General features: G+C 42.7%; 17 protein-coding genes. 9 read left to right on the forward strand and 8 right to left on the reverse strand.

Annotation, left to right across the window (positions count from 1 at the left end; translation table 11 throughout):
• Positions 1-64: 64 nt before the first annotated feature.
• A complete protein-coding gene (locus ABF638_RS05125) occupies positions 65-3,082 on the reverse strand; it encodes a GAF domain-containing sensor histidine kinase (protein WP_435020810.1) in 3,018 nt (1,005 codons plus the stop codon).
• 848 nt (positions 3,083-3,930) lie between these two features.
• On the opposite strand from ABF638_RS05125, the gene murJ reads away from it, so the two are divergent.
• The 3 genes from murJ (at position 3,931) to ABF638_RS05140 (ending at position 6,712) form a co-directional block, all read left to right on the forward strand.
• Entirely contained in the window at positions 3,931-5,535 is a 1,605-nt protein-coding gene (murJ, locus tag ABF638_RS05130) for a murein biosynthesis integral membrane protein MurJ (protein ID WP_435020812.1), read from the forward strand.
• Positions 5,536-5,683: 148 nt separating this feature from the next.
• The gene (locus tag ABF638_RS05135) at positions 5,684-6,205 is read left to right on the forward strand and encodes a hypothetical protein (RefSeq protein WP_435020814.1); all 522 of its coding nucleotides are present in this window, start codon (positions 5,684-5,686) and stop codon (positions 6,203-6,205) included.
• 210 nt (positions 6,206-6,415) lie between these two features.
• The gene (locus ABF638_RS05140) at positions 6,416-6,712 is read left to right on the forward strand and encodes a hypothetical protein (RefSeq protein ID WP_435020816.1); all 297 of its coding nucleotides are present in this window, start codon (positions 6,416-6,418) and stop codon (positions 6,710-6,712) included.
• Here ABF638_RS05140 and ABF638_RS05145 read toward each other — a convergent pair.
• The 4 genes from ABF638_RS05145 to ABF638_RS05160 form a co-directional block, all read right to left on the reverse strand.
• On the reverse strand, positions 6,709-9,594 hold the full coding sequence (locus ABF638_RS05145; protein ID WP_435020818.1) for a DUF3769 domain-containing protein: 2,886 nt from the start codon (positions 9,592-9,594) through the stop codon (positions 6,709-6,711). The two genes, ABF638_RS05140 and ABF638_RS05145, sit on opposite strands and share 4 nt — an antisense overlap.
• 196 nt (positions 9,595-9,790) lie before the next feature.
• Complete coding sequence (locus ABF638_RS05150; RefSeq protein ID WP_041566417.1) at positions 9,791-9,907, reverse strand: photosystem II reaction center protein I; 117 nt, start codon at positions 9,905-9,907, stop codon at positions 9,791-9,793.
• Between the two features lie 352 nt (positions 9,908-10,259).
• On the reverse strand, positions 10,260-10,961 hold the full coding sequence (locus tag ABF638_RS05155; RefSeq protein WP_435020820.1) for an acyltransferase: 702 nt from the start codon (positions 10,959-10,961) through the stop codon (positions 10,260-10,262).
• A 645-nt stretch (positions 10,962-11,606) separates the two neighbouring features.
• Complete coding sequence (locus tag ABF638_RS05160) at positions 11,607-11,759, reverse strand: hypothetical protein (protein ID WP_435020890.1); 153 nt, start codon at positions 11,757-11,759, stop codon at positions 11,607-11,609.
• 587 nt (positions 11,760-12,346) lie between these two features.
• Between ABF638_RS05160 and ABF638_RS05165 the strand changes: the two genes are divergently transcribed.
• Positions 12,347-12,670 carry a hypothetical protein gene (locus ABF638_RS05165; RefSeq protein WP_435020822.1) on the forward strand — a complete coding sequence of 108 codons (324 nt, stop codon included), beginning with the start codon at positions 12,347-12,349 and terminating at the stop codon, positions 12,668-12,670.
• Between the two features lie 588 nt (positions 12,671-13,258).
• Positions 13,259-15,823, forward strand: a complete 2,565-nt coding sequence (gene glgP, locus ABF638_RS05170; protein WP_435020824.1) for an alpha-glucan family phosphorylase — start codon at positions 13,259-13,261, stop codon at positions 15,821-15,823.
• A gap of 69 nt (positions 15,824-15,892) precedes the next feature.
• Here glgP and ABF638_RS05175 read toward each other — a convergent pair whose 3' ends face one another.
• Both ABF638_RS05175 and ABF638_RS05180 read right to left on the reverse strand, forming a co-directional pair.
• Positions 15,893-16,360 carry a DUF29 domain-containing protein gene (locus tag ABF638_RS05175; protein WP_435020826.1) on the reverse strand — a complete coding sequence of 156 codons (468 nt, stop codon included), beginning with the start codon at positions 16,358-16,360 and terminating at the stop codon, positions 15,893-15,895.
• A gap of 37 nt (positions 16,361-16,397) precedes the next feature.
• Positions 16,398-17,129, reverse strand: a complete 732-nt coding sequence (locus tag ABF638_RS05180; RefSeq protein WP_435020886.1) for a DUF429 domain-containing protein — start codon at positions 17,127-17,129, stop codon at positions 16,398-16,400.
• A gap of 151 nt (positions 17,130-17,280) precedes the next feature.
• Between ABF638_RS05180 and ABF638_RS05185 the strand changes: the two genes are divergently transcribed.
• The 3 genes from ABF638_RS05185 (at position 17,281) to ABF638_RS05195 (ending at position 19,850) form a co-directional block, all read left to right on the forward strand.
• Entirely contained in the window at positions 17,281-18,543 is a 1,263-nt protein-coding gene (locus ABF638_RS05185; protein WP_435020828.1) for a glycosyltransferase family 4 protein, read from the forward strand.
• A gap of 257 nt (positions 18,544-18,800) precedes the next feature.
• Positions 18,801-19,667, forward strand: coding sequence for a calcium-binding protein (locus ABF638_RS05190; protein ID WP_435020830.1), 867 nt, complete (start codon positions 18,801-18,803; stop codon positions 19,665-19,667).
• A gap of 24 nt (positions 19,668-19,691) precedes the next feature.
• Positions 19,692-19,850 carry a hypothetical protein gene (locus ABF638_RS05195; RefSeq protein WP_435020832.1) on the forward strand — a complete coding sequence of 53 codons (159 nt, stop codon included), beginning with the start codon at positions 19,692-19,694 and terminating at the stop codon, positions 19,848-19,850.
• Here the strand turns inward: ABF638_RS05195 and ABF638_RS05200 are convergent.
• Positions 19,840-21,420, reverse strand: a complete 1,581-nt coding sequence (locus ABF638_RS05200) for a B12-binding domain-containing radical SAM protein (protein WP_435020834.1) — start codon at positions 21,418-21,420, stop codon at positions 19,840-19,842. The two genes, ABF638_RS05195 and ABF638_RS05200, sit on opposite strands and share 11 nt — an antisense overlap.
• 804 nt (positions 21,421-22,224) lie before the next feature.
• Between ABF638_RS05200 and trpS the strand changes: the two genes are divergently transcribed.
• Entirely contained in the window at positions 22,225-23,235 is a 1,011-nt protein-coding gene (gene trpS, locus ABF638_RS05205) for a tryptophan--tRNA ligase (RefSeq protein ID WP_435020836.1), read from the forward strand.
• Positions 23,236-23,289: the final 54 nt, after the last annotated feature.

Below are 23,289 nucleotides of genomic sequence, written 5' to 3' on the forward strand. Positions count from 1 at the left end.
ATAAAATGCTTATCCTCGTTTCCTTATTTAAGATTGACTGAAAATTGTCAAAAATCAGTCGCCTCTAATTACCACTGGGAATTTCAATTAAAAATTCTGTTCCTTCTCCTGGTTTAGAAGAACATTTAATCTGACCATGATGTTTTTCCACTATTATCTGATAGCTAATAGACAATCCTAACCCTGTACCTTTACCTGGTGCTTTGGTGGTGAAGAAGGGATCAAACATGTGCGATCGCACCTCTTCTGGAATCCCAAGACCATTATCAGCTATTCTAATTACAATCTGGTTATGAACAGCTTGCGTACTAATCCAGATAGTTAAAGGTATTTTTGGACACGTTTGCAATAATTTCAAATACCTTTGCTGTATAGTGTTAAACTTTTCCTCTAATGCATCAATACTGTTACTCAAAAGATTCATAAATACTTGATTTAATTGCGCGGGATAGCATTCCAGCAAAGGGAAATCATCGTATTGTTTAACAATCTCAATAGCTGGGCGTTCAATATTATTTTTGAGGCGATGCCCTAAGATTAACAAAGTACTATCCAAGCCTTCATGAATATCTACTGGCTTTAATTCAGCCTCATCTGTACGAGAAAAGTTACGCAGCGATAGCACAATCTCACAAATCCGCTCTGTTCCTACTTGCATTGATTCAAGGGTTTTGGGTAAATCTTCGATGAGAAAATCTAAATCAGTCTTGTCAATTTGTTCTTGGATAGTTGGTGACAATGAGGAATTTTGTTGGTAAAGTTTCACTACCTTTAGCAGTTCTTGAGTATATTCATTTAAATGAATAAGATTGCCAAAAATAAAACTGATAGGATTGTTGATTTCATGGGCAACTCCAGCCAGTAGTTGTCCTAATCCTGCCATTTTTTCACCCTGAATTAATCTAGTCTGAGTTTGTTTTAATTCTTGCAAAGTTTGAGTAAGCTCTAAGGTTTGACGTTTAGTTTGTTCTAATAATTCCGCTTGCTGAATTGCTATTCCCAATTGCACCCCGACTTGAGCCAATAAATTAATTTCTTCCTCTTTCCAATAACGCGGTTGCGAATTTTGATAAGCAACTAATAATCCCCATAATTTCTCACCTTCCCGAATCGGAACAAAGGTTTCGTTACGCGGAAGTTCGTTATCGTCGTCTGTATCCTCAAAAGTTTCTATAACTATTGGTTGGGTTTGTACAACAGGTTTCCAACCATCTTTAAAAGAATCTGCCACAAATTTACCACTCCAATCAGGGTTGAAGCGGTAAATTGCAACTCGCTCGACTTCGAGCAACTCTCGCACAGCTTGAGTAGTGGTTCTAAAAATAGTTTTAATATCGAGTGACTGGCGAATTTTATCAATAGTTGCAGCCAGCAATTCTTGTCGTTCCATTGCTTTCTCACGTTCAGTGGCTTCTGCTAACTGGACAACCTGCATTTGTACTTGCTTTAAATAAGAATCCTGTTTTAATGCGACTCCCAATTGCTCGGCTATTTGACTGGCAAATTCAATTTCAGAGGGTTGCCAGTAACGAGGAGCGGTGCATTGGTGAATACATAGCAATCCCCAAAGTTCGCCTTTTTTCAATAGAGGTGCGACCATATTTGCCCGCACTTGAAATTTTGCTAGGATTTGAACGTAGCAACCTGGAAACTTTCCTTGATAAATGTCAGCGATCGCATTTACTCGACCTTGAGCATAAAGAGGTGCAAAGTTTTCACCGAAGCAATAATCATAAACTTTTTCTGCTATTACCGAGTTACATTCAGGTACAACATCCTCAGAAATAAATTCTCCTTCCCAATCTTTTTGAGGGTCAAAACGAAAGACTGCAACTCGGTCTGCTTGCAGCATTCGCCGGGACTCAGTGACAGTAGTCTGGAAGATTGTCTCTAAATCTAGGGACTCCCGAATTCGAGTAATCACGCTAGTTAATGTCTTTTGTTGCTCTGCTTGGTACTGAGCGTATGCCAGCAACTTATGGTGTCGCACTGCCACACCAATTTGTGTGCCGATTTTGGTCAGTGATTCGACTTCATAAGATTGCCACTGTCTGGGCGAGGCATTTTGGTAGGCAGCGATGATTCCCCAAAGTTGATCTCCTTGGAGAATAGGCGCAGTTGCAAAGGCTTTTGCTTGGAATTGCTCCAACAGCGTTATATGGCAGTCTGTTAATCCAGCTTGATAAATGTCATTAACTGTAAACGTCTGGTTGTTAACATAACGTCCGCCTTGCGTCTGTTGTAAATAAGTATCAGCGATCGCAGGCTCAATGCCAACTAAGGGAATCCAGTCTTCCTCAAATGATTCCGCAACAAAGTGACCACTCCAATCTGGATTGAAGCAAAAGATGGCAACTCGGTCAGCTTGCAGCAGCTTGCGTATTTCTTGAGTTGTGGTTTTAAAGATGGTTTCTATATCAAGGGGTGAGCGAATTTCATCGACAATCTGAGCGATTACTTGGTCGCGTTGAGCCGCTTGAGCCAATTGTGCGGCTTGCAATTTGACTTCATGGAGATGCTTTGCTTGTTGAATCGCAACGGCAAGATGGTCAGCAATTTGACGAATAAACTCAATTTCCGATTCTTTCCAGTCACGAGTCTCACTGCACTGATGAATGCAAAGCAATCCCCACAGTTCCTTCTGGCGGGATAGAGGGACAACGAGGTTGGCTTGTACCTGAAATTTACTCAAAATTGCCACATGGCAATCACTCAGCCCTGCGTTGTAAATATCTGCTACTGCTTGCACTCTACCTTGTTGATAACTGGCAGCAAATTGTTCTCCAAAGCAGTGGTCGTAAACTTTTACTGCCATTGCTGAGTCCCAGCCAACTGCAACATCCTCAGAAACAAATTCTCCCTCCCAGTTTTGTTCACGGTCGAACTGGAAGACTGCTACTCGATCAGCATTTAGCAACTGACGCACTTGTGTAACGGTCGTTTGAAAAATTGTTTCTAAGTCAAGAGACTCCCGAATTCGGACAATTACACTTGCCAAAGCCTTTTGTTGCTCTAGTTGCTCTTGAAGTTGAGCGCTTGACAAGAGAAGTTGATTTTCCGTGAAATTTGAATTGGGTTCCATTGCTCTGGGTTATGTCGTTTTTATACAAGGGTTCCTAATACCAAACTTCATGGTGTCAAAAATATGACAAACTGCAAATTTTTACAGTGTTTAACTATTTTCCAGAAGATGGTTATCAGAGAAGGCAGGAGGCAGAAGTATTACCCAGTTTAAAAAGAAGATACTGGTACGAGACGTGCAGCACGTTTGCGGCAGCGTCTCGCAGAGAAGTGCGATATAAATCTAAAGCTTCCACAGCTTAAGTCCCACGTTTTTAAGAGTGGGTTACTCTTGCCTCCTGATTGTTATAGTTCCCCTTTCTTGATCTATCCTCGTAATGAGTTAAAAAATAATTTTGGCTTGTACACAACAAGGAGATGACTAAGTTAGTATTGCCAGGACAAATCAGAAAAGCGATCTTACCCTTTTTGAATCGTTAACTAACTAACTTGCAATTCGCTGTATCATAACAATCTCAGGAATTTAATTTTGGGCGTAGGCGTAGCCCAACCTAGCCCTCATTTCTCACAAGCTTCAGGCGTTTGATAGAGCAGAGGGGCGGAGGGGCGGAGGGGCAGAGGGGCAGAGGGGAAAGAACTTAGTATTTGAACTCTCCCCCGCTCCCCCGCTCCCCTGCTCCCCTGCTCCCCCGCTCCCCTGCTCCCCTTGCTCCCCTGCTCCCCTGCTCCCCTGCACAAGCGCAGGCTTTGAGAGGTGTGGTGAGAAATCCGGGCTAGGCATCGCTTTGCCAATGCAAAGAGCGAAGGCATTTAAAATTACTAATTTGTCAAAATTTACCTGACAGACTACGGGATTTCAGGTTAAATGTTTAAAAGTATGCACTCTGCAAGAGTTGTCGGGTATTATTCGTGACACAACAAGACCAAAATCCCTCTCGTTCTTTCGCTGGAATTGCTGGCATTGTTGCCGCAGCCACATTAATTAGTAAAATTTTCGGTTTAGTGCGGCAGCAAGCGATCGCTGCGGCTTTTGGTGTTGGTGCTGCTGCCACTGCCTATAGTTATGCCTATGTTATCCCTGGCTTTCTATTAATATTACTCGGTGGCGTAAATGGGCCGTTACACAGTGCAATTGTCAGTGTTTTAGCGAAGCGTCGACGAGAAGAAGCGGCTCCCCTTGTGGAAACCGTGACAACGTTGGTAGCTGGATTGCTGTTGGTGGTAACAGTCGCTCAGATTTTCTTTGCGGATACGATCATTGATTTAGTTGGTCATGGTTTGGAGGCGACAACCAGAGCGATCGCCATTCAACAACTCCGCATTATGGCACCGATGGCTTTATTTGCCGGTTTAATTGGTATTGGCTTCGGTACTCTTAATGCAGCTAATCAATATTGGTTGCTCTCCATCAGCCCTCTGTTATCCAGCATTACCGTTATTATCGGCATTGCTTTCATGACCATGCAAGTGGGCAAGGATATTATCAAGCCAGAATACGCTTTAATCGGTGGTATGGTCTTAGCCTGGGGAACCTTGGCAGGAGCAATTCTCCAATGGCTGGTGCAGCTAATTGTTCAATGGCGGTTAGGATTAGGTACGTTACGCCTGCGGTTTGATTTTAAATCCCCAGGTGTTCAAGAAGTGATTAGAATCATGACTCCGGCAACAATTTCTTCCGGGATGATGCCAATTAACTTTGCTACTGTGCTTTACTTTGCAAGTCCCATCCCTGGTGCTGCTGCTGGCTTTAACTATGCCAATTTGCTAGTGCAAACTCCTTTAGGGATTATTTCTAATATCATTTTGCTGCCTCTGTTACCAATATTCGCCAAACTTGCCGAACCAGAAAATTGGGACGATCTGAAAATACGGATTCGTCAGGGACTCCTACTTAGTGCTGTCACCATGCTACCTCTAGGAGCATTGATGGTAGTCCTATCTGTACCCATTGTCCAGGTAATATATGAGCGGGGTGCTTTCAAGCAAGATGCTACGCAGCTAGTTTCCGAGTTGCTAATTGTTTACGGTATTGGGATGTTTGCTTATTTGGGGCGTGATGTCTTGGTGCGGGTATTTTATGCCTTGGGTGATGGGCAGACACCTTTTCGCATCAGTACCTTTAACATCTTTCTCAATGCTGCGCTCGATTGGATTTTAGTTGGGCCTTTTGGTGCTCCCGGTTTGGTGTTAGCAACAGTAGGTGTAAATTGCAGTTCCCTGTTGATGCTGTTATGGTTGCTCGATCGCAAACTAAATGGTTTACCTTGGCGTGAGTGGAGTGTGCCAATTTTGGGTTTGACTGCTGGTAGTGTGGTAGCTGGGGTGGCAAGCTATGGAACTTTAGTTGGAACGCAACAGTTGTTAGGTAAAACGGGTTTAGTAGTTCTGCTGTTGCAGTTATGTATCTCTGGCTTCGTGGGAATTGCGGTGTTTGCTGCGATCGCTTCATGGATGAAAATACCAGAGGTGAATATTTTCACATCTCGTCTACGTCAACGCTTTTTAAAAAAATAACTTTGAATTTCTCAGTGGGTACACCCAAGTAGGTGAGAAATAATTCAGCCAATCGGGTGAGCCAGGTGTGCGAGGTTACATTTTGTAAAAAAAGAGATTCTAGTACTAGAGAACATTGACTTTAACTAACTCTGGTGAGAAGAATCCTATGAAACTTACAAAATTAGCTGCCTCTGCACTTGCTGTTGCCTCCATTGTCCTTTCAGCCGGCATTGCATCCGCTCAAACAGCTGGTACTAACGGTACTAATGCTAACTACATCGGTGCTGGTGTTGCGGCTGGTGCAACCAGTGGCGGACAAGGAAACGATGAAGCACAACTTGGTGGCAATATCCAAGGACGTTACGCCATGCCCAATGCGCCTGTTTCACTACGGGGTTCTGTGCTGTATGGTGGTGATGCTGCTGCAATTATGCCCATAGTGACTTACGACGCGCCCATCGCCAGAAACACTAACGTTTACTTCGGTGGTGGTTATTCTTTTGTAACTGACGAAGGTCAAAGAACCCCATTGGGCAATCAGAATGCACCTGTAGTCACCCTTGGTATTGAATCAGAAGTTAGCAACAATGTCATAGCCTATGGCGATACTAAATGGGGCATTGACGCCTACAGAAATAGTGATGCTGATGCCGTCAGCTTCCAAGCCGGATTAGGCTATCGCTTCTAGTGATTACGAGCTAGAAAATAGCTGATTCGGAAACGAAAGCAATGATGTTTGCCAGCCGTAATAGTAATTCATTCTTTCATGCCTGAGTTTTTATACTCAGGCATGAATCATTTTTATTGATGATTTTGATAAAAAATTATATTGGCTATTCTCAATAGTTTTTCTTACAGTGAAATTACCAATTTTGAATATGTGTAAAAGATATTACTCATGGAAAAGATTAATCCCATTTCAGAAATACTTGGTGAAACAACTGACGTAGAATCTTGGCTGATTCGAGCGGGGCTAAGATTTTCAGACTTAGGTGACGATGCCGCCAGCAGAGCAATCCGCAAGCAATGGCGAGAGTACCAAGCCGCAGTTCAAAGATGCTGTGTAACCCTACACCAACCACCTTCACGTGTTCAACTAGGCGGCGACTATGCGAACCTGAGAATACCTGGTGGCACATCATCAACTAATTGTGAGATCGATCACCTGTCGAGTCGTCCCCAGTCCCTAGACTAATTATCCTGTTGCACGCCGCCCACTACTGGCTTAACTTCCGAAAATGGATCAGTGCCGCCACCCCAGTTAAAATCACTAATTCGGAAGCTGATGCCGCCTAACTCCAACACCGGATTGTAACGTAAGGTGATGCCATAGGTGCGACGGCTATATTCCAAAATGTAATCGGTGCTACTTTCTCTACCAGTATCCAAGTTCACAGATGTTTGAAAGCCTAAGCGAAAAGGGCCGTAGATTTGCTGTGATATTCCAGCGGTCAACACTTTGTTATCAACGGAGCGGTCAAACAAAAAGGGTGATAATCCGCTATTTAAGCCTTGAGAGAAACTGACATTAAAGGCGGTATAGTCGAAAAAAGGTCGAGAAAAATGACCAATTTGTCCTTGTAATCCAATTGTACCAGTTAGAGTGCTTTGGTTATCACCATTGGTATAAGAACTGGTAGTGCCTGTAAGGCTAGCGATCGCTAGCAAGTAAGGAACTACAGGGGTAGCTGTGTATCGTAATCCCTCAGTGGCAGTGGGTGGTAATGGTTTTCCCTGCCACAGTAACAACCCTCTACTCAGGGTAGCACTACCTTGTACACGACCAAGTGAAATGCGATTGTTTTCCCGTACTGGTTCTAGCAAGTCTAGGCGATCGGTGTTGGCATCAATATACTGGGCACTTGCCTGGTAGTTGAGGTTAATGCCACTTTTTCCTAAAGGAATCACAGGAGAGCTAATAATGCCGCCAAAACTGCTCTGGACAGTTTGAAAACCCAGAGTACCGTTGTAGAGGCGATCGCGGTAGTTATATTGCACATTCAATGTGTGGGGAAGAGAAGTGCCTAATGTTTGGCTCAGTCCTAAATTCACTCGCAAATTTTCTTCCACGTCATTCAAGTTAAAACTAGTTAACTCCCCAGTTCCCTGAATTATCGTCCGTGGACTCAAAACAGAATTTATCTTGGTCTTCACACCAAACAGTGCGCCTAAATCACCCGTGCCTTCTTGCACAGCTCTCTGTAATAAGAACTGGGGCGTGATCGTCCAACGTGTCTGCTCTGTATCGATTATTGGAAAGCCACGCTCAATATACAAACCTCCCCGATCTTCTCCATCGTAGCCGGGGGAGACTATTGCAGGTGAAACGTCCCGCTCTCGGCGGTCAATAGTACGCTCATTCAGGGGAATTGGTAAGGAGACTGTTTGATCCAATACCAAACGCTGCCCCTGTGTCCTGATCCGGTCTACCAAGGGTGATTCTCGCGTCAAAGTTACTGTATTTGCGCGTAATTCTAATTCAGGAGGCGAAAAAGGATCGTTGGTGATGCGGACATCCCTTGCTTGCCAGCCTTGTGGATAAAAGTCAATTTGTTCAGCTTCAAATCTGAGCCGATTGACTGCACCCCCAGCTTTCGGTGGCGGGATGTTGCTAGCGTCTGACTGACCACCAATTGTCACATCAATTCCTCCAGGGCTACTGACACCGGAAAGGGGTTGATTGGCTCTAATGCGATCGCTCGGCGGACGTTTTGAAACTCCACCAGCACTTATAGCTGTGGGTGAAAAAGCAAAATCTGTTTGTGCTGAGGGTACATAAATTTCTCCTCTACCATTTTCCAGTTCCCCACTATCTTGAACAAAGTTATAGGTAAAGCGTTGTCCGCGCAGTATTTGATCGCCCCGTGTTAACGTTACATTGCCTTCTCCCGCAGCAATCAAGTTGTCCAAATTAACTTGCAGGCGATCGGCATCTACCACTGCCCCATCAAATCGCACAATTACATTACCTACAGCTGTAATAATTCGCCGTTGCTCGTCATACTCTTGGCGATCTGAAGTGACTTCCACAATTCTCGGCCCGGTTGGCGGCGTGGTAGCTGGTGCAGTTGTACCAGATGGTTGACCTTGTGGCTGATTAGTGGTGTCGCCCTCTGGTGTCGGCGTTGGTGCTTGGCTTTGTTGCTGGACTTGCGACTTGAATTCTACAGTGATGGGCACTGAGAGTTGGTTTGTCGGGTTACGAGACGTGAATTTTATAAAATTTTGTACTGATTGAGAACTCGGTGCAAGATCAGCAGCGGATACAGAGATATTGTCTCTAACAGGAGACTGTTGTGCAGTAATATCAGTTTGCTGTTTTTGTGGCGTTAACTTCTCAGCTAAAATTTCCGCCTTGGACTCGACTAACTTGTTGTTTGTGGGAATTGGAGGAATTTGAAGAGGACGCGGAGATTGGGCAACAACAGGAATAAAGCTACCAGAGTCCAAAAAGGTTTGTTTTTTTCCACTAGAGTTGGAAATTGGCGTACACGCAAAGCGGCTTGTCGTTAGACATCGCTCACCGAGTTTTTCTGAAGGTTCACCTTTTGCGTCTAGATGGGAAGCCTCCGCTCCAACTTTTTTTGGCAAGTCAGTGGCTTCTCTTTCTATTTGCCGTTTACGCAGCGCCGACCTTAGAATTTCCGAGTGCCGAACGCCGACGCTCGAACCTATCTTTGTGTCTTCTTTCTCTTGGCGATTAGAGGTTTTAACCTCCTGCGTGGAATAACCAACGACGAGTGACTGCCTCAAAAGTGCGGCGGTTCCAGAATCGGTTAGTGGGGAAGTTTCTGGTGGTAAGGTTTCTGGTGAATGAGGTAAAGAGGGAGTTTGAGCAACTACCAAGTCATCCTGAGTTGAGTTGATCGGAGTTGGCAATTGCGGATCACTTTTGGTGTTATCCGCAATTGCCAACTGAGCCAAAAGCTTGGACTGCTTGGATTTGTCTGTCTTTTCGTGTATTCCAGTATCTACACCTGAAAGAAACTTTGTATGACTAGCAGATGAGGTGGGATTTACAGGTTGTAAAGATTCGACGATAGGAGGCGGATCGGGTGGCAGAACTGGATGAAGCATATTTGAGCAAAATCGGGCTAACAAACAGCCAAATGACGAAGGAAAGGTTTAAACATACATTTTGCCTTCCGACTGTCGCCTTCTGCTACCTACAGCAAGCTACCTGGAGGGAGAAACTTACTAGGCGTAAGTTAGTAAGTTTCCGTGGCGTTTAGTATTTTCCGCCTTCCAAAGTCGCGGATGATTTATCGCCCTTTTACTCTAAGTCCCGACGGCCGGGGTTACGAGCGGGATCGTTCGACAAAAATCCGAAGATGAAGATAGTTACGAAGAAGGCAACAACAATATAAACAGCGATTTTTAAAGTCAGCATAGAAATATCTCCAACGGGTAAAACAAAGAAAGCTTTTCTTTCAGTATCTGCCATGCAGAAAAGATAGCTACTTTATATTACCCAAATCTCGTCCCTTTTTTAGAAGACTCTGGGGACGGGGGACTGGGAATTGGAGACTGGTAGTGTCTATCCTATCCTACGCTTATTGAGAATAGTACAAGATACTCAGTTGTCTGACTTTTAGATGCCCTTAGGAAATAACTCAGAGACTTTTTACTCCTGTGACGTTGACTAACGGCAAAAGTTTCTAAAAAAAAGGGATAGGTTACAGAGGAAATAATTACTATCCCCATTCCCAGTCCCCAGTCCCCAATCCCCAATCCTCAATCCCCTATTTCTCAGCTTGAACCTTTGCTAGATCTTTGCCAATTCGGTTTTTGATTACTCGTGCAGGTATACCGACAGCAACGGAGAAAGGAGGAATATCTCTATTGACAACTGCTCCCGCACCAATAACACTGCCTTTGCCGATAGTAACGCCATCTAATACTGTTACCCCATGTCCTAGCCAACAATCATCCTCAATTACAATTCCCTTGCGAGTAACACCTTGGTATTTAATCGGCTTCATCGGATCGGCAAAATTATGATTATTGGCATATATTCCCGAATGGGCAGCAATCAAGCAGTGTTTACCAATTCTAATGTCTCCTGGTCCCTCAATACACACATTGGGAGCAATAAAGGTGTCTTCATCAATACGTATAGATGTATCTTCCAAAGACCCTATATCAACGTTACGCTCAATAGCGACTCTATTTCCTAAATGAATTCTATTATTTTTGTGTCCTCTAGCATCCATCCGCACACCCTTGAAAATATAGACTCCACTGCCTATCTCAATACAAGAAGTACCGTTAAATTCAACACCATTTTGAATATATACTGGGCTCCCTATCTGGGCAAAAATACTCCGATATCCCAAATTACGCAACTTTGGCCCCAGAATAAGTGTTGGAATATCTCCTAACACCGTAGTTACTAAAAGTTCTTGCACGCGCTGCAACTTTGAAAAATATTGCTCGTTATGCATGGCTACATATCTCTTAAATCAATTGTTGGTGACAGTGTTGAAAGTTGTTTTGGCTGTATTCTAATCTTCTGCCAACACCAACGGTATTAGTATTTACTAACACAGGAAATATGTTGGCAGTATTACCGAAATCCCCCAATATTTTTAGATGGTTTTCCAATATTTGAAAAACCAAATTCTGGCTTTGACTATGTGAGCAATTCTTGCACTTAGGTGTATAAAATCACTCAACTGATATGCACAATTGTGATAATTCGCTAGAAGCTTTTATACTATATGTACGAAAAGATTGGGCTTCTTCTCAAGCAGTTCAATTAACAAAACAATTTAAGTGCATTGCAGAGTCAAAACTCAGACTATTAAATTGTCTGATGGGAAAATTTGCTGGTTTAGATAGAGTACTTTTTTGGTTATCCGGCAAATTTGAAAAGCTTTTTACGTAACTAGGGATAGAGTTATTTACCTTGAGGCTATTTACTCTCAAGCGGTTTTAGTCTTTTAAAAAAAACTCAGTTCCACAAGCTATTTGCAACAAGAAATACATTTAACTAGACTATATTCAAAGTTTAGATAAAATTTATGCCTAGCATAACAATGTAATTATTGTTAGATTTCTCTGGGTATTTTTGCCCAAGTAAAACCCAATTAGGGTGGATTATCTCCCACATCGGCCATCACATTGAAGTTAACCATCGGTGCAAACAAGTAAGCGCTTCCCCGACTGCTATGACGGCTTTCTTGCAACGAATTTCTAGAGTATGCTGCTCCAATCATGTTGCACACGGATGATTTACACACTAGCCAATTCACGTTTGTAATTAAATGAATTGCTTTTAATAACAATTGTTTTTAACGATAACACATTTTATTTTTAGTGGAACACTCTCATGAAATAAGTTGATTTCTAGGCTGCTTGTTGATGAGAATACTGGAAACTAGTTAACTTTTTTACGGGAGTGATGCCTGCGGTGGGCAAAGTCTACGCTACTCTGAAATAATTGTATACACCTAGATACAATCTATTGAAGACGGTGAATTTAAAAAATGCTGTAAGTGGTTAATTAGCATTTTTGTCTATATTTCTACCGTTACTTGTGCAAGTAATTTTATGATTGAGTGTTAAATTAAGAATGATATCTACTATACTTATGACACTCTATTCTGAAAAAGCTCAAAATTTTCCTCTTCCCTATTACTGATATCTAAAAGTTTGTAAATCACCCATTCGGGTGAGCCAAGCGGGTGATGCGTCCTTGGTAGTACTTGTTATAAATTTTATTAAAAGAAAGCTGAAACGTAGCTTAGTTTCCAGGAGAAGCCCACAAAATAACATCAAATTGCTCGAATTGAGGTATCGGTTTTAACTCACACACTTGGTTCAAATTATGGCTTTAATTAAAGAAATTGTGCAACAAGCTCTAACTGTCGGCTATCTAAGTGTTGTAGCCGAAGACCAAATCCGATCGCAGCTTCAAAGTAATTATGACTCAGAAGACCTAGATGCCTGGATCATTTTACAGCGAGCTATTGTGGCGGGTGATGTCAAACAAGAGTCGCGCCGAAAAAAAGCTTCCCTCTCTCCTAAAGCCAAAGACGCTTCATCAAGTATCAAACTTGCTTATCAAATGGCAGCTGAGATTGCTTATGCAGCAGCTGTAGCTCTGACGATGACAAAGAATACTAAAGATCAGCCTTCATTAGGTGCATAAGATAACACCCTAATAGGTAGGTTATTTTCCTGGTTTAGTATCAATATTTAATACCAAGTAGTTAGCGTAGGCGTAGCCCGCCGCAGGCATCGCTTTTCCTGCTTAACTGCTTGGTACAGTTTTCAATCCGATTATTGATGGCATTTACGTTCTGCCTTATCTACAACACGCTGCGCGATCTGCCTATTGCCTTCTTACAGCGCTTCTTTATGAGTGCAATTTTATTAAGAAATAATTAAAAATTTAACTTTCCTGGACACAGTTATGAGGAATTTTCACCCTCAGCTAAGACCCAATAATTGATCCCCGGAAGCAATACTAAAATAAATATAAATTATTTATTCCAAACTAGATTTTTTTTAAGTGATATATGCCACTAAATGATTAAATTTTAATATACCAAGTACATGGCTGAGAGTAGGACACAGAATTAGAAACACCTTGGTGTAAACTTTAGCAACGAGGTTAAAAAAATTCTCAATGCTTAACAAAGTCATCGCTTTTTCACAAACTACAGTATAAAGAATTGGCAACATTGGTAAAGAGAGTAAACAATAACCATAGCTAAACTTGGAGTTTTGCCAACCTATGCAGCCAATTCGCACATTTAACGTATCCCCCTCACTACCACCGCGACTCGAACCACTGCGGCGGCTAGCATATAATTTGCACTGGGATTGGAACGTTGAGAGTAAAGATTTATTTCGTCGCTTAGACTCTGACCTATGGGAGTCTAGCCATCATAACCCGGTGTTAATGCTGGGTACCATATCTCAATCGCGGCTTCTGGAAGTTGTTGAAGATGAAGGCTTTCTAGCGCAAATGGATCGAGCTGACCGTCAGTTAGACGATTATTTGCAAGAGCGCACTTGGTATCAGAAACAACGGGAGCAAAAACCCAAAGAATGCTACGCCTATTTTTCGGCGGAATTTGGACTTGTAGATTGTTTGCCGGTCTATTCTGGGGGCTTGGGCGTTCTGGCGGGGGATCACCTCAAATCTGCCAGTGACCTGGGGTTACCACTTGTCGGTGTAGGTTTACTGTATCAGCAAGGCTACTTTGCTCAGTATCTCAATGCTGATGGCTGGCAGCAAGAACGCTACCTGCTCAACGATTTCTATAATATGCCCTTGCATTTAGAGCGCAATGCCGATGGTTCGGAACTGCGGATTGCGGTAGATTATCCAGGACGCAAGGTGTATGCCAGAGTTTGGCGCGTACAGGTAGGAACGGTTCCCCTGTATCTGCTGGACACCAATATTGAACCGAACAACACTTACGACCACGACATTACAGATCAGTTGTACGGTGGCGACATCGATATGCGTATCCACCAGGAAATCATGCTGGGGATCGGTGGCGTGCAAATGCTCAAAGCTTTGGGACTGAAAGTCACCGCCTACCACATGAATGAAGGTCACGCCGCCTTCTCCGCCCTAGAGCGCATCCGCTTGCTGATTCAGGAAGAAGGACTGAATTATGCTCAAGCTAGACAAGTGGTAGCTTCCAGCAATATCTTTACCACCCACACGCCAGTACCCGCGGGAATTGACTTGTTCGCTCCCGACAAAATGCTGTACTACCTGGGGTACTATGCAGAGATATTTGGGTTGCCCAAAGAGCAATTTTTAGGACTGGGGCGCGAGAATACAGGCGATTTATCTGGGCCTTTCAGTATGGCGGTGCTGGCACTGAAAATGGCAACATTTTCTAACGGTGTCGCACAACTCCACGGTGTGGTGTCACGGCAAATGTTCCAGGGCTTGTGGCAGAAAGTGCCAGTAGAAGAAGTGCCGATCGCAGCAATTACTAACGGTGTCCATGCTCGCAGTTGTGTAGCGAAATCGACCCAAGAATTGTACGATCGCTATCTCGGCCCAAATTGGTCATCAGCACCACCAGATAGCCCATTGTGGGAGCGGATGGATGCCATACCCGATGAGGAATTGTGGCGCAATCATGAACGTTGCCGTTTGGATATGATTTTGTATGTGCGGGAACATTTGGTCAAGCATTTGACCGATCGCGGCGCTTCCGCCTCCGAAATTGTCCAAGCCCAAGAAGTTTTAGATCCTTACGCTTTCACCATTGGCTTTGCTCGTCGCTTTGCCACCTACAAACGCGCCACTCTCTGGATGCGTGATTTGGAACGCATTAAGCGGCTTCTGCTGGCTAACAAAGACCGGAAAGTACAGTTTGTGATTGCTGGTAAGGCACATCCCAAGGATATTCCCGGTAAAGAACTCATCCGCGATATCAATCACTTTATCCGCGAACAACATTTAGAAAAACAGGTAGTGTTTGTTCCTAATTACGACATTCACATCTCCCGATTGATGGTTGCGGGTTGCGATATCTGGTTAAACACACCGCGTCGTCCACGGGAAGCCTCTGGTACAAGTGGTATGAAAGCCGCAATGAATGGCTTGCCGAATTTAAGTGTACTAGATGGCTGGTGGGATGAAGCTGATTACGTCCGTACAGGTTGGGCGATTGGACATGGAGAGAATTACGACGATCCTAACTACCAAGATGAAGTAGAAGCAAATGCTCTCTACGAGTTGTTAGAGAAGGAAGTTGTACCACTATTTTACGAACATCGTGATAGTGATGGCTTACCCCGTCCGTGGGTTGCCAAAATGAAGGATGCAATTCGGTTGAATTGTCCCTTCTTTAATACAGCGCGGATGGTAGGAGAATATGCACAAAGGGCTTATTTCCCGGCTAGCGATCGCTATCATACCCTGACTGTTGATAACTATGCCCCAGCCAAAGAACTGGCTGCTTGGAAAGAAAAACTCAGCGAACACTGGTTCAACATCAGAATCAAAGATGTTGACGTATCAGCAGCTTCAGACATTGAAGTTAATCAAACCGTTGCTGTCAAAGCCAAGGTTGACTTAGCAACTTTGACCAATGATGATGTGCAGGTGGAGCTATATCAAGGTGCGATCGATGCCAATGGTGAAATTGTCAACGCCATACCAGTGGTGATGGATTACCAAGGGGAAGATGCACAGCAATTGAGCATTTACACGGGTAATATTACCTATACCGCTTCTGGTTTGCAAGGCTTGTCTTTGCGTGTCTTGCCGAAAAATCCACACCTAGCTAATCCCTATGAACCAAGGTTAATTGCTTGGGCAGAATAAGAGTGCTGAGTAGTTATTGAATACTTAAGATTAGGCGTTGCTGATTTAAGTTTAGCAACGCCTTTTATTTTACAAGTTTTCAGGTAGATAATTAATATCTAGTAGCTGTTCTAAGGTATAAGTACAATATTGAGGCAAATTATCTAGTTTTCCCTCGGTTTTCTCAATTACATATCCTAAAGCATCATCATAAATTGATACTAGTTCATTTTCTAAAAATTGATATAAGTTTGTTGTCAAATTACGTTTTAATTGATTCCTAAAACTTCTAATTTCTGCTTTCCAATGTCCAGAATTATATTGAGTTTCTTCTGTCCAATATTGCAGCAATAAAAGATGTCTAATAATTTGTTCTAATAAACTAGCAACCTTGGCTTTGTCTCTACGACCCAAATTTTCTAGCTCCTCGATTAAATTTTCTAAATCTAATTCTTCTAAATGGTTAGCTTTCAATAGCTTGATTGTTTCCTCTAACCAGAGATGATCATCAATTTCATAAAGCTCTTTTAAATTCAAGTTAGAACTAACTCCTTGCATAAAACCTCTTTGAGTTAAATCTTACGATATTACAATTTTAGGCTAATATTCTTTGAGGGATGACAATGTAGCCAGTGGTGCGATCGCCTAATACGAGATTACGCTGTTCTCCCCAGTACCACCAGTATGCAGCAACATAAGCGCAAATTAAGCTATCTAGTTTATCTTCAGTTGCTTTGAGGGCTGCGCCTGTGGTGGGCATTTCAAGAACGAAGGAACCGCAGAGGCGCAGAGGAGGAGAGAAGGAGGGGAGGATATCGAGAAGATAATTTTGGAGTTTAATTAGTTCTAGGCGACGTTCACTGAGGCGTCCTTTTTTGTATTTGAGGATGCGTTCTAAGTTGAATAGGTTAACAATTGCTGGGTGGGGAAAGACTTCTATTTGATATCTGCTAAGTTTTTGCGGTTCAATGGTGGGTGCATGTGCAAAACCGCGTGATTCTAATTCTAAGCCAAAGTTGATGGTGCGCTCTGCAAAGGGTAAGTTTTGATTAGCTGGGTAGCATCCCGCATGATATTTGCCAAAGTACTTGTGGCTGAGTTTATCGGGGAGGCGGCTCCCGGTGGCGTTGGGTATGAGGGTAGGTGCGTCTACGGCGATGATGGCTGGTTCCTCTGGTTGTACACTTTCATCGATCCAGATGAGGATGTCTGCAATGGCTTCTTTGCGGTCTAGATCGAGTAATTGTAGTTGTCCATCTATCAATTCTAAACAGCATAGTCCACTTGGTTGCGATCGCCAGCCTAAATCAATGCCAATAAATTTCATGGTCATAACACGAATTTGCGATTATTTTCGCATTTTCGGGCAACCATTTACCTAAATTTACTTGCTAAAAGTTGTGATAAATAATCTTATAATCTTAAGCAGTTTGTCTTAATTTATTTTATCTGGCAATAATTTAATCAAGATTATTCCAATGAAAGTTTTATTTTTACATCCCAATTTTCCTTCACAATTTCGCAACCTAGCGACAGTTTTAGGTAAAGATCCTAATTGCCAAGTTGTCTTTGGGACAAATCGTCGGGAAGGCGAAATACCTGGCGTTTTCAAAGCTATTTATACCCCTTCTCGTGAAGCGGCTCCCCAAACCCATCATTACGTTCGCAGCCTGGAAAACGCTGTTCTGACTGCTCAGGCTGTCTATCGCGTGGCAGAAAAATTAAAAGCTGAGGGTTTCGTACCAGATATAGTTTATGGTCATTCTGGTTGGGGACCAACTTTATTTATGAAAGATGTTTTCCCCAAAGCAGAATTATTATGTTATTTCGAGTGGTTTTACCATGCTCACGGTTCGGATGCTGATTTTGATCCCAATGAACCACTGAATGCTGATGATGAATGCCGCATCCGCGTAAAAAATACGCCGATTTTGACTGATTTATATAGCTGCGATCGCGGTCTTTCTCCAACGAATTGGCAGCGGCAGCAGTTTCCCAAAGAATATCATAGCAAACTCACTGTAATTCATGATGGTGTTGATACCAATTATTTTGTTCCCAAACCAGGCGCAAAGTTAGTTTTACCAAGAATAAATCTTGACCTTTCTCATGTGGAAGAATTGGTAACTTACGTGGGACGGGGAATGGAACCTTATAGAGGTTTTCCGCAGTTTATGGAAACGGTGGCGCTACTTCAACAGCGAAGGCCGAAATGCCATGTAGTCGTTGTGGGAGAAGATCGGGTGGCTTATGGGAAGAATCTCCCCGATGGTCAGACTTATAAACAATTAATGTTGGAAAAATTATCTTTGGATTTATCGAGATTGCACTTTACAGATAGGCTTCCTTATAATGAGTACCTTCAAGTTTTGCAAGCTTCTTCTGCTCATATTTATTTAACCCGTCCTTTTGTTTTATCCTGGTCAATGTTGGAAGTAATGGCAGCAGGATGTTTACTAGTAGCTTCTAAGACTCAGCCAGTATTGGAAGTCGTACAGGATGGTGTAAATGGATTGCTGGTAGATTTCTTTTCTCCTCAAGATATTGCTAATAGAGTTGAAGAGGCGCTGAATCATCCTCAAGAGATGAATGCAATTCGGGTGAATGCACGAGAGACAATTCTGAAGCGTTATGATTTGGCGAAACTGTTACCACAGCATTTGCAATGGATGTTTGCTGGTAAAAGTTCTGAGAGTTTAAAAAAGCGCCCAAGTTCTAAAGGTTTTGGTAGGAGTCATTAGTCATTTGTCATTGGTCATTTGTCATTGGTCAATTGCATAAACATTTTCGCCTGAAGTAAAGGTGCAAATAAAAGCCTGAAAAGAAATATTTTTGCAACAAGTATATTAATCATTAATTATTGATTGAGAACAAATGAAAAACGACAAATGACCAATAAAACTTTTGGAGAGGCTGCACCAAATCTAAGCTTAGTACAAATGACCAATAACAAATGACACATGACAAATGACAAATAAATACAAAAGCGATATTTAAAATGCGAATTATTTTTACTATTGCCCATTTTTTTAAACCTAGTAGTGAAGGTCGTCATGCTTCCCAACACAAAGACCCGCAACCGCGTTTGCAGGCGTTAACTAAAAGCCTTACTGCTTTACACCAATTATTTGGCAAATCTCAAAGTATTATCAACATCGCTCAACGACTAGCTTTCCCTGCTAACCAGCCGCAGTCTCACGAACTAGATATTGTTATTTGTACAACTAAAGATAATCATCTTCTGAATCAGCTTCCCTTACCATCCCATTTATATAAGCATCATTCTACTAATGTAGAACCTCTGCTTTTAGGGTTTGAATGCCAAGCTGTTCTGCAAAGTTGTCTCGGTCAGTATGATTACTACTGCTTCTTGGAAGATGACTTAATTATTCACGATCCTTGGTTTTTTATAAAATTAAACTGGTTTACTCAACAAGCAGGTAATTTAAATTTGCTCCAGCCAAATCGTTATGAAATCTCCCCCCACGGTTTGGTTAACAAAGCTTACATTGATGGGGATTTGGCTTTACGAGTAACGGCTCCCTTTCAAAATCTGCAGGAGCAACAGGAACTCAAGGGTACAATTATGAATGCACCAATTACCTTTTGTCGTGCCCTCAATCCTCACGCAGGCTGCTATTTTTTGAATGCAAATCAGATGACTCATTGGGCTAATCAATCTTATTTTCTTGACCGGGATATTAGCTTTGTTGGGCCTTTAGAAAGTGCTGCAACTTTAGGAATTATGAAGACATTCCAAATTTACAAAACCTCCGCAGAACAAGCAAGTTTTTTAGAGATTCAGCACTTTGGAACAGGATTTCTGGGGTTAATTGGAGGAAAGGTGGGTTTGGGAGAAAGGTAAATTCAATTTAATAGTTTGGTTTTTGTGAGCAAAATGAATGCGATCGCTATTTATAAAAACACATTAGCGATCGCTCAACAATCAACTAATACTAATTCAATTAAAAGACGCGATGAATCGCGTCTCTATAAATGGTCTATTTGCCGCATTATTTTTTCAAATTGGTATAATCTCAAATTGTGACTAATGGTTTTTCAACAGAGGTAGGCGTGGTTAGCGGATCAAATCCTAACTGCTCAGTAATCCGCTCTCTGGCTAAAAGGCGGTATTCCCAAAAATGCTCCCCAGCAGCACATAAACCCAAATACATATTCACGAATTGGGGCTTGGTGCGGAGAATAGCCCAAAGCTGTTGCCAAAATTGACCCCGAATTTCCTGCCTTTGCCAGCCTTGACGCCAAAGTAAGTGTGCAAGTAGTCGCAGTCCTTTGCCAGGAGGAAAATACATCGTCTGCTGTAATTGGGGATTAGGTGTAATCTTTAGGCACTGTTCAAAACAACGTCTGAGATAGTTTTTAGGTTCGTACATTCTCCAAATTGCCTCTAAATATTCTTTAGCAACTTCAGCCATTGGCCGGGTAGGAATAAAATTCATTAAAGAATTCTGATCCCCTACCTCCGTACCTCCAAATCCTTCTAATAATCGCTCCTCTCGTTTTAGTCTTTCCCAGAGGGCAGTATTGGGAATAGCTTGCAGTATACCTAGCATCGGTTGAGGAATGCTGGTTTCTTCAATAAAAGCTTGAATTCGCTCCCCAGCGCCAGTTTTTTCTCCATCAAAACCAATGATAAATCCTGCATAGATTAACAATCCAGCTTCATTGATGGTACGACAGGCTTCTAATAGCGGATTGCGGGTATTTTGAAACTTGCGAGTGACTTGTAGGCTGTCTTGATCTGGTGTTTCAATACCTAAAAAGACTGCATAGAAACCAGCTTTAGCCATTAGTTCTAATAGCTCAGTATCTTCTGCTAGGTTGACGGAAGCTTCTGTCAGGAAGGTGAAGGGATAATTGCGTTCCTGCATCCACGGAATTAACTCTTGTAAGAGGCGTTTCACATTGCGTTTATTGCCAATGAAGTTATCATCCACTACGAACAGAGATCCACGCCAGCCTAAGTCATAAAGGGTTTGGAGTTCTGCTAGAGTTTGACTGGGTTCTTTGGTACGTGGTTTGCGACCGTATAGATTGATGATGTCACAGAATTCGCATTCAAAAGGACAACCGCGAGAAAACTGAATTGCCATCATTAAGTAATCATCTCGCTTGAGTAAATCAAAGCGAGGGATGGGGCTTTGGGTTACATCTGGTTTTTCAAGAGCGCGGAAGGTTCCTTGTTCTTCACCTTTAGCGATCGCATCTAAAAATTGCGGAACTGTAATCTCTCCTTCATCTAAAATCAAGTAGTTAGCTCCTGCTTTTTCGGCAGGTTGTGGCACTGAGGTTGGATAAGGGCCACCTACAGCAACTTTTTTCCCTAGTTGTGCTGCTTTGTGAATTTGGGCAAGAAAGTCTTCTTTCTGTGCAAGCATCGCAGAAAGAATCACCATGTCGCACCATTGCCAATCAGCATCCGTTTCTTGGTTAACATTGCGATCGTAAAACCGAACTTCCCAGTCTGTTGGTAGCATAGCGGCAACAGTCAGAATCCCTAGCGGTGGGATAAATGCCTTAAGCCCCGCTATTTTCATGAATTCGTCGTAAGACCAAAACGTTTTGGGAAAACGGGGGTAGAGTAAGAGTACTTTCATTGCTGTAGTCCTCTAATTAAATTTTGGTTGAAAGATTTTTTACTTTTGACAAATCCGTGTTTTGGATCATCATTGCAGAGATGATGCTACGATCCCACTACCATGATTTTTTCTCTATCTGTCTTTAGATAGACATTTGGATTTGCAAAGGTGATTTTTTAGTCAGTTGACAGTATTACCGCCGTTGTAATGTAGCCATTTTCAATCCGGTGAGGTTGCTATGCAAATAGACATAACCCCCTAACCCCCAACTCGTCGCAGGAAGGGGGAAAAGTTCAAAGTCTCTCTCCTTGTAGGCTACGGTCTACACACAAGTGCTGTCCACATAGGTTTCAACTCTTTTACCCACATTACCCGCATCCCGCCCAGAACTAAAGTTCAGGGCTAATAGCTGAAGTCCACTTAAGTGGACTAAATTGATTGTTCAGTCCACTTAAGTGGACTTCAGCTATGAGACTCGGAATTCATTCCGAGGCGGGATAGAAACGCAGTCCGAGATTTTTTAGACTGCGACAAGACTTGTGTGTACACCGTAGCCTTGTAGGAGAGAGAAATAGAAGTGAGGTTTTCCAGATGCCGTGAAAAGTCAGGTCGTTTTCCTTGGTGAAGAGTTTCCATAGCAATCGGAGTTGAGTTAAAATCTCTCGGCGAGTTGACCTGGAAAATGTCAAAATTAAATGAGTTTTGCGTAGGCGCATACTCCTACGGAGAAGCAAGCTACGCGCAGCGTCTCCAAGAGTTGCGATTTGTCACTAGACATCGCCACTTTACAAGCGCGGATTTGAGATAACTAAGTTGAAATTTATGGGCAAGCAACGTGTTCTTTCTGGAGTTCAACCAACCGGCAATTACCATCTAGGTAACTACTTGGGAGCCATTCGCAACTGGGTAGAAGGTCAGAGCGAATACGAAAATTACCTCTTTGTGGCTGATTTGCACGCGATTACAGTGCCACACGATCCAAAACAGTTGGCTGCTGATACCTACACTCTTGCTGCTCTCTATCTAGCTTGTGGTCTTGATTTAAATCACTCCACCATCTTTGTGCAATCCCACGTTTCGGCCCACAGCGAACTCACTTGGTTGCTCAACTGCATTACACCTCTAAACTGGCTGGAAGACATGATCCAGTTCAAGGAGAAGGCTGTTAAGCAGGGAGAAAATGTCAGTGCAGGTTTATTAGATTACCCTGTGCTAATGGCAGCTGATATTTTGCTTTATCAAGCGGATAAAGTGCCAGTGGGTGAAGACCAAAAGCAACACTTGGAATTGACACGGGATATTGCAGCTCGGTTAAATCACCAATTTGGTAAACCAGATCAACCAGTTCTGAAGTTACCAGACCCTTTAATTCGCAAGGAAGGGGCAAGGGTGATGAGTTTAGCGGACGGTACACGCAAAATGTCGAAGTCTGATCCTTCGGAGTTAAGCCGAATCAGTTTGCTAGATTCACCAGAACAGATTCAATACAAGATTAAGCGTTGCAAAACCGATCCGATTCGGGGGCTGACTTTTGATGATCCAGCGCGTCCAGAGTGTAATAATTTGTTAACGCTCTATACATTGCTTGCTGGGAAGAAAAAGGAAGATGTGGCCGTTGAGTGTCAGGATATGGGTTGGGGACAATTCAAGCCATTGTTGACGGATACAATTATTGAGTCTCTGAAACCAATTCAAGAAAAATATCAGTCGGTAACAGAGGATAAAAGCTATTTAGAGTCTGTGTTGCGGGATGGAGGGGAAAAAGCTAGAGCGATCGCAAATCAAACTTTATCACAAGTAAAAGCTGCTTTAGGATACTCTCTTCCTCTATAAGTTTTCCCTTTTAGGTGTGATTTGCTATACCATTTAAGAAATTGAAAGTCTTAA

The sequence above is a fragment of the Nostoc sp. CALU 1950 genome (genome assembly GCF_051172895.1).
Taxonomy (GTDB): domain Bacteria; phylum Cyanobacteriota; class Cyanobacteriia; order Cyanobacteriales; family Nostocaceae; genus Nostoc; species Nostoc edaphicum_A.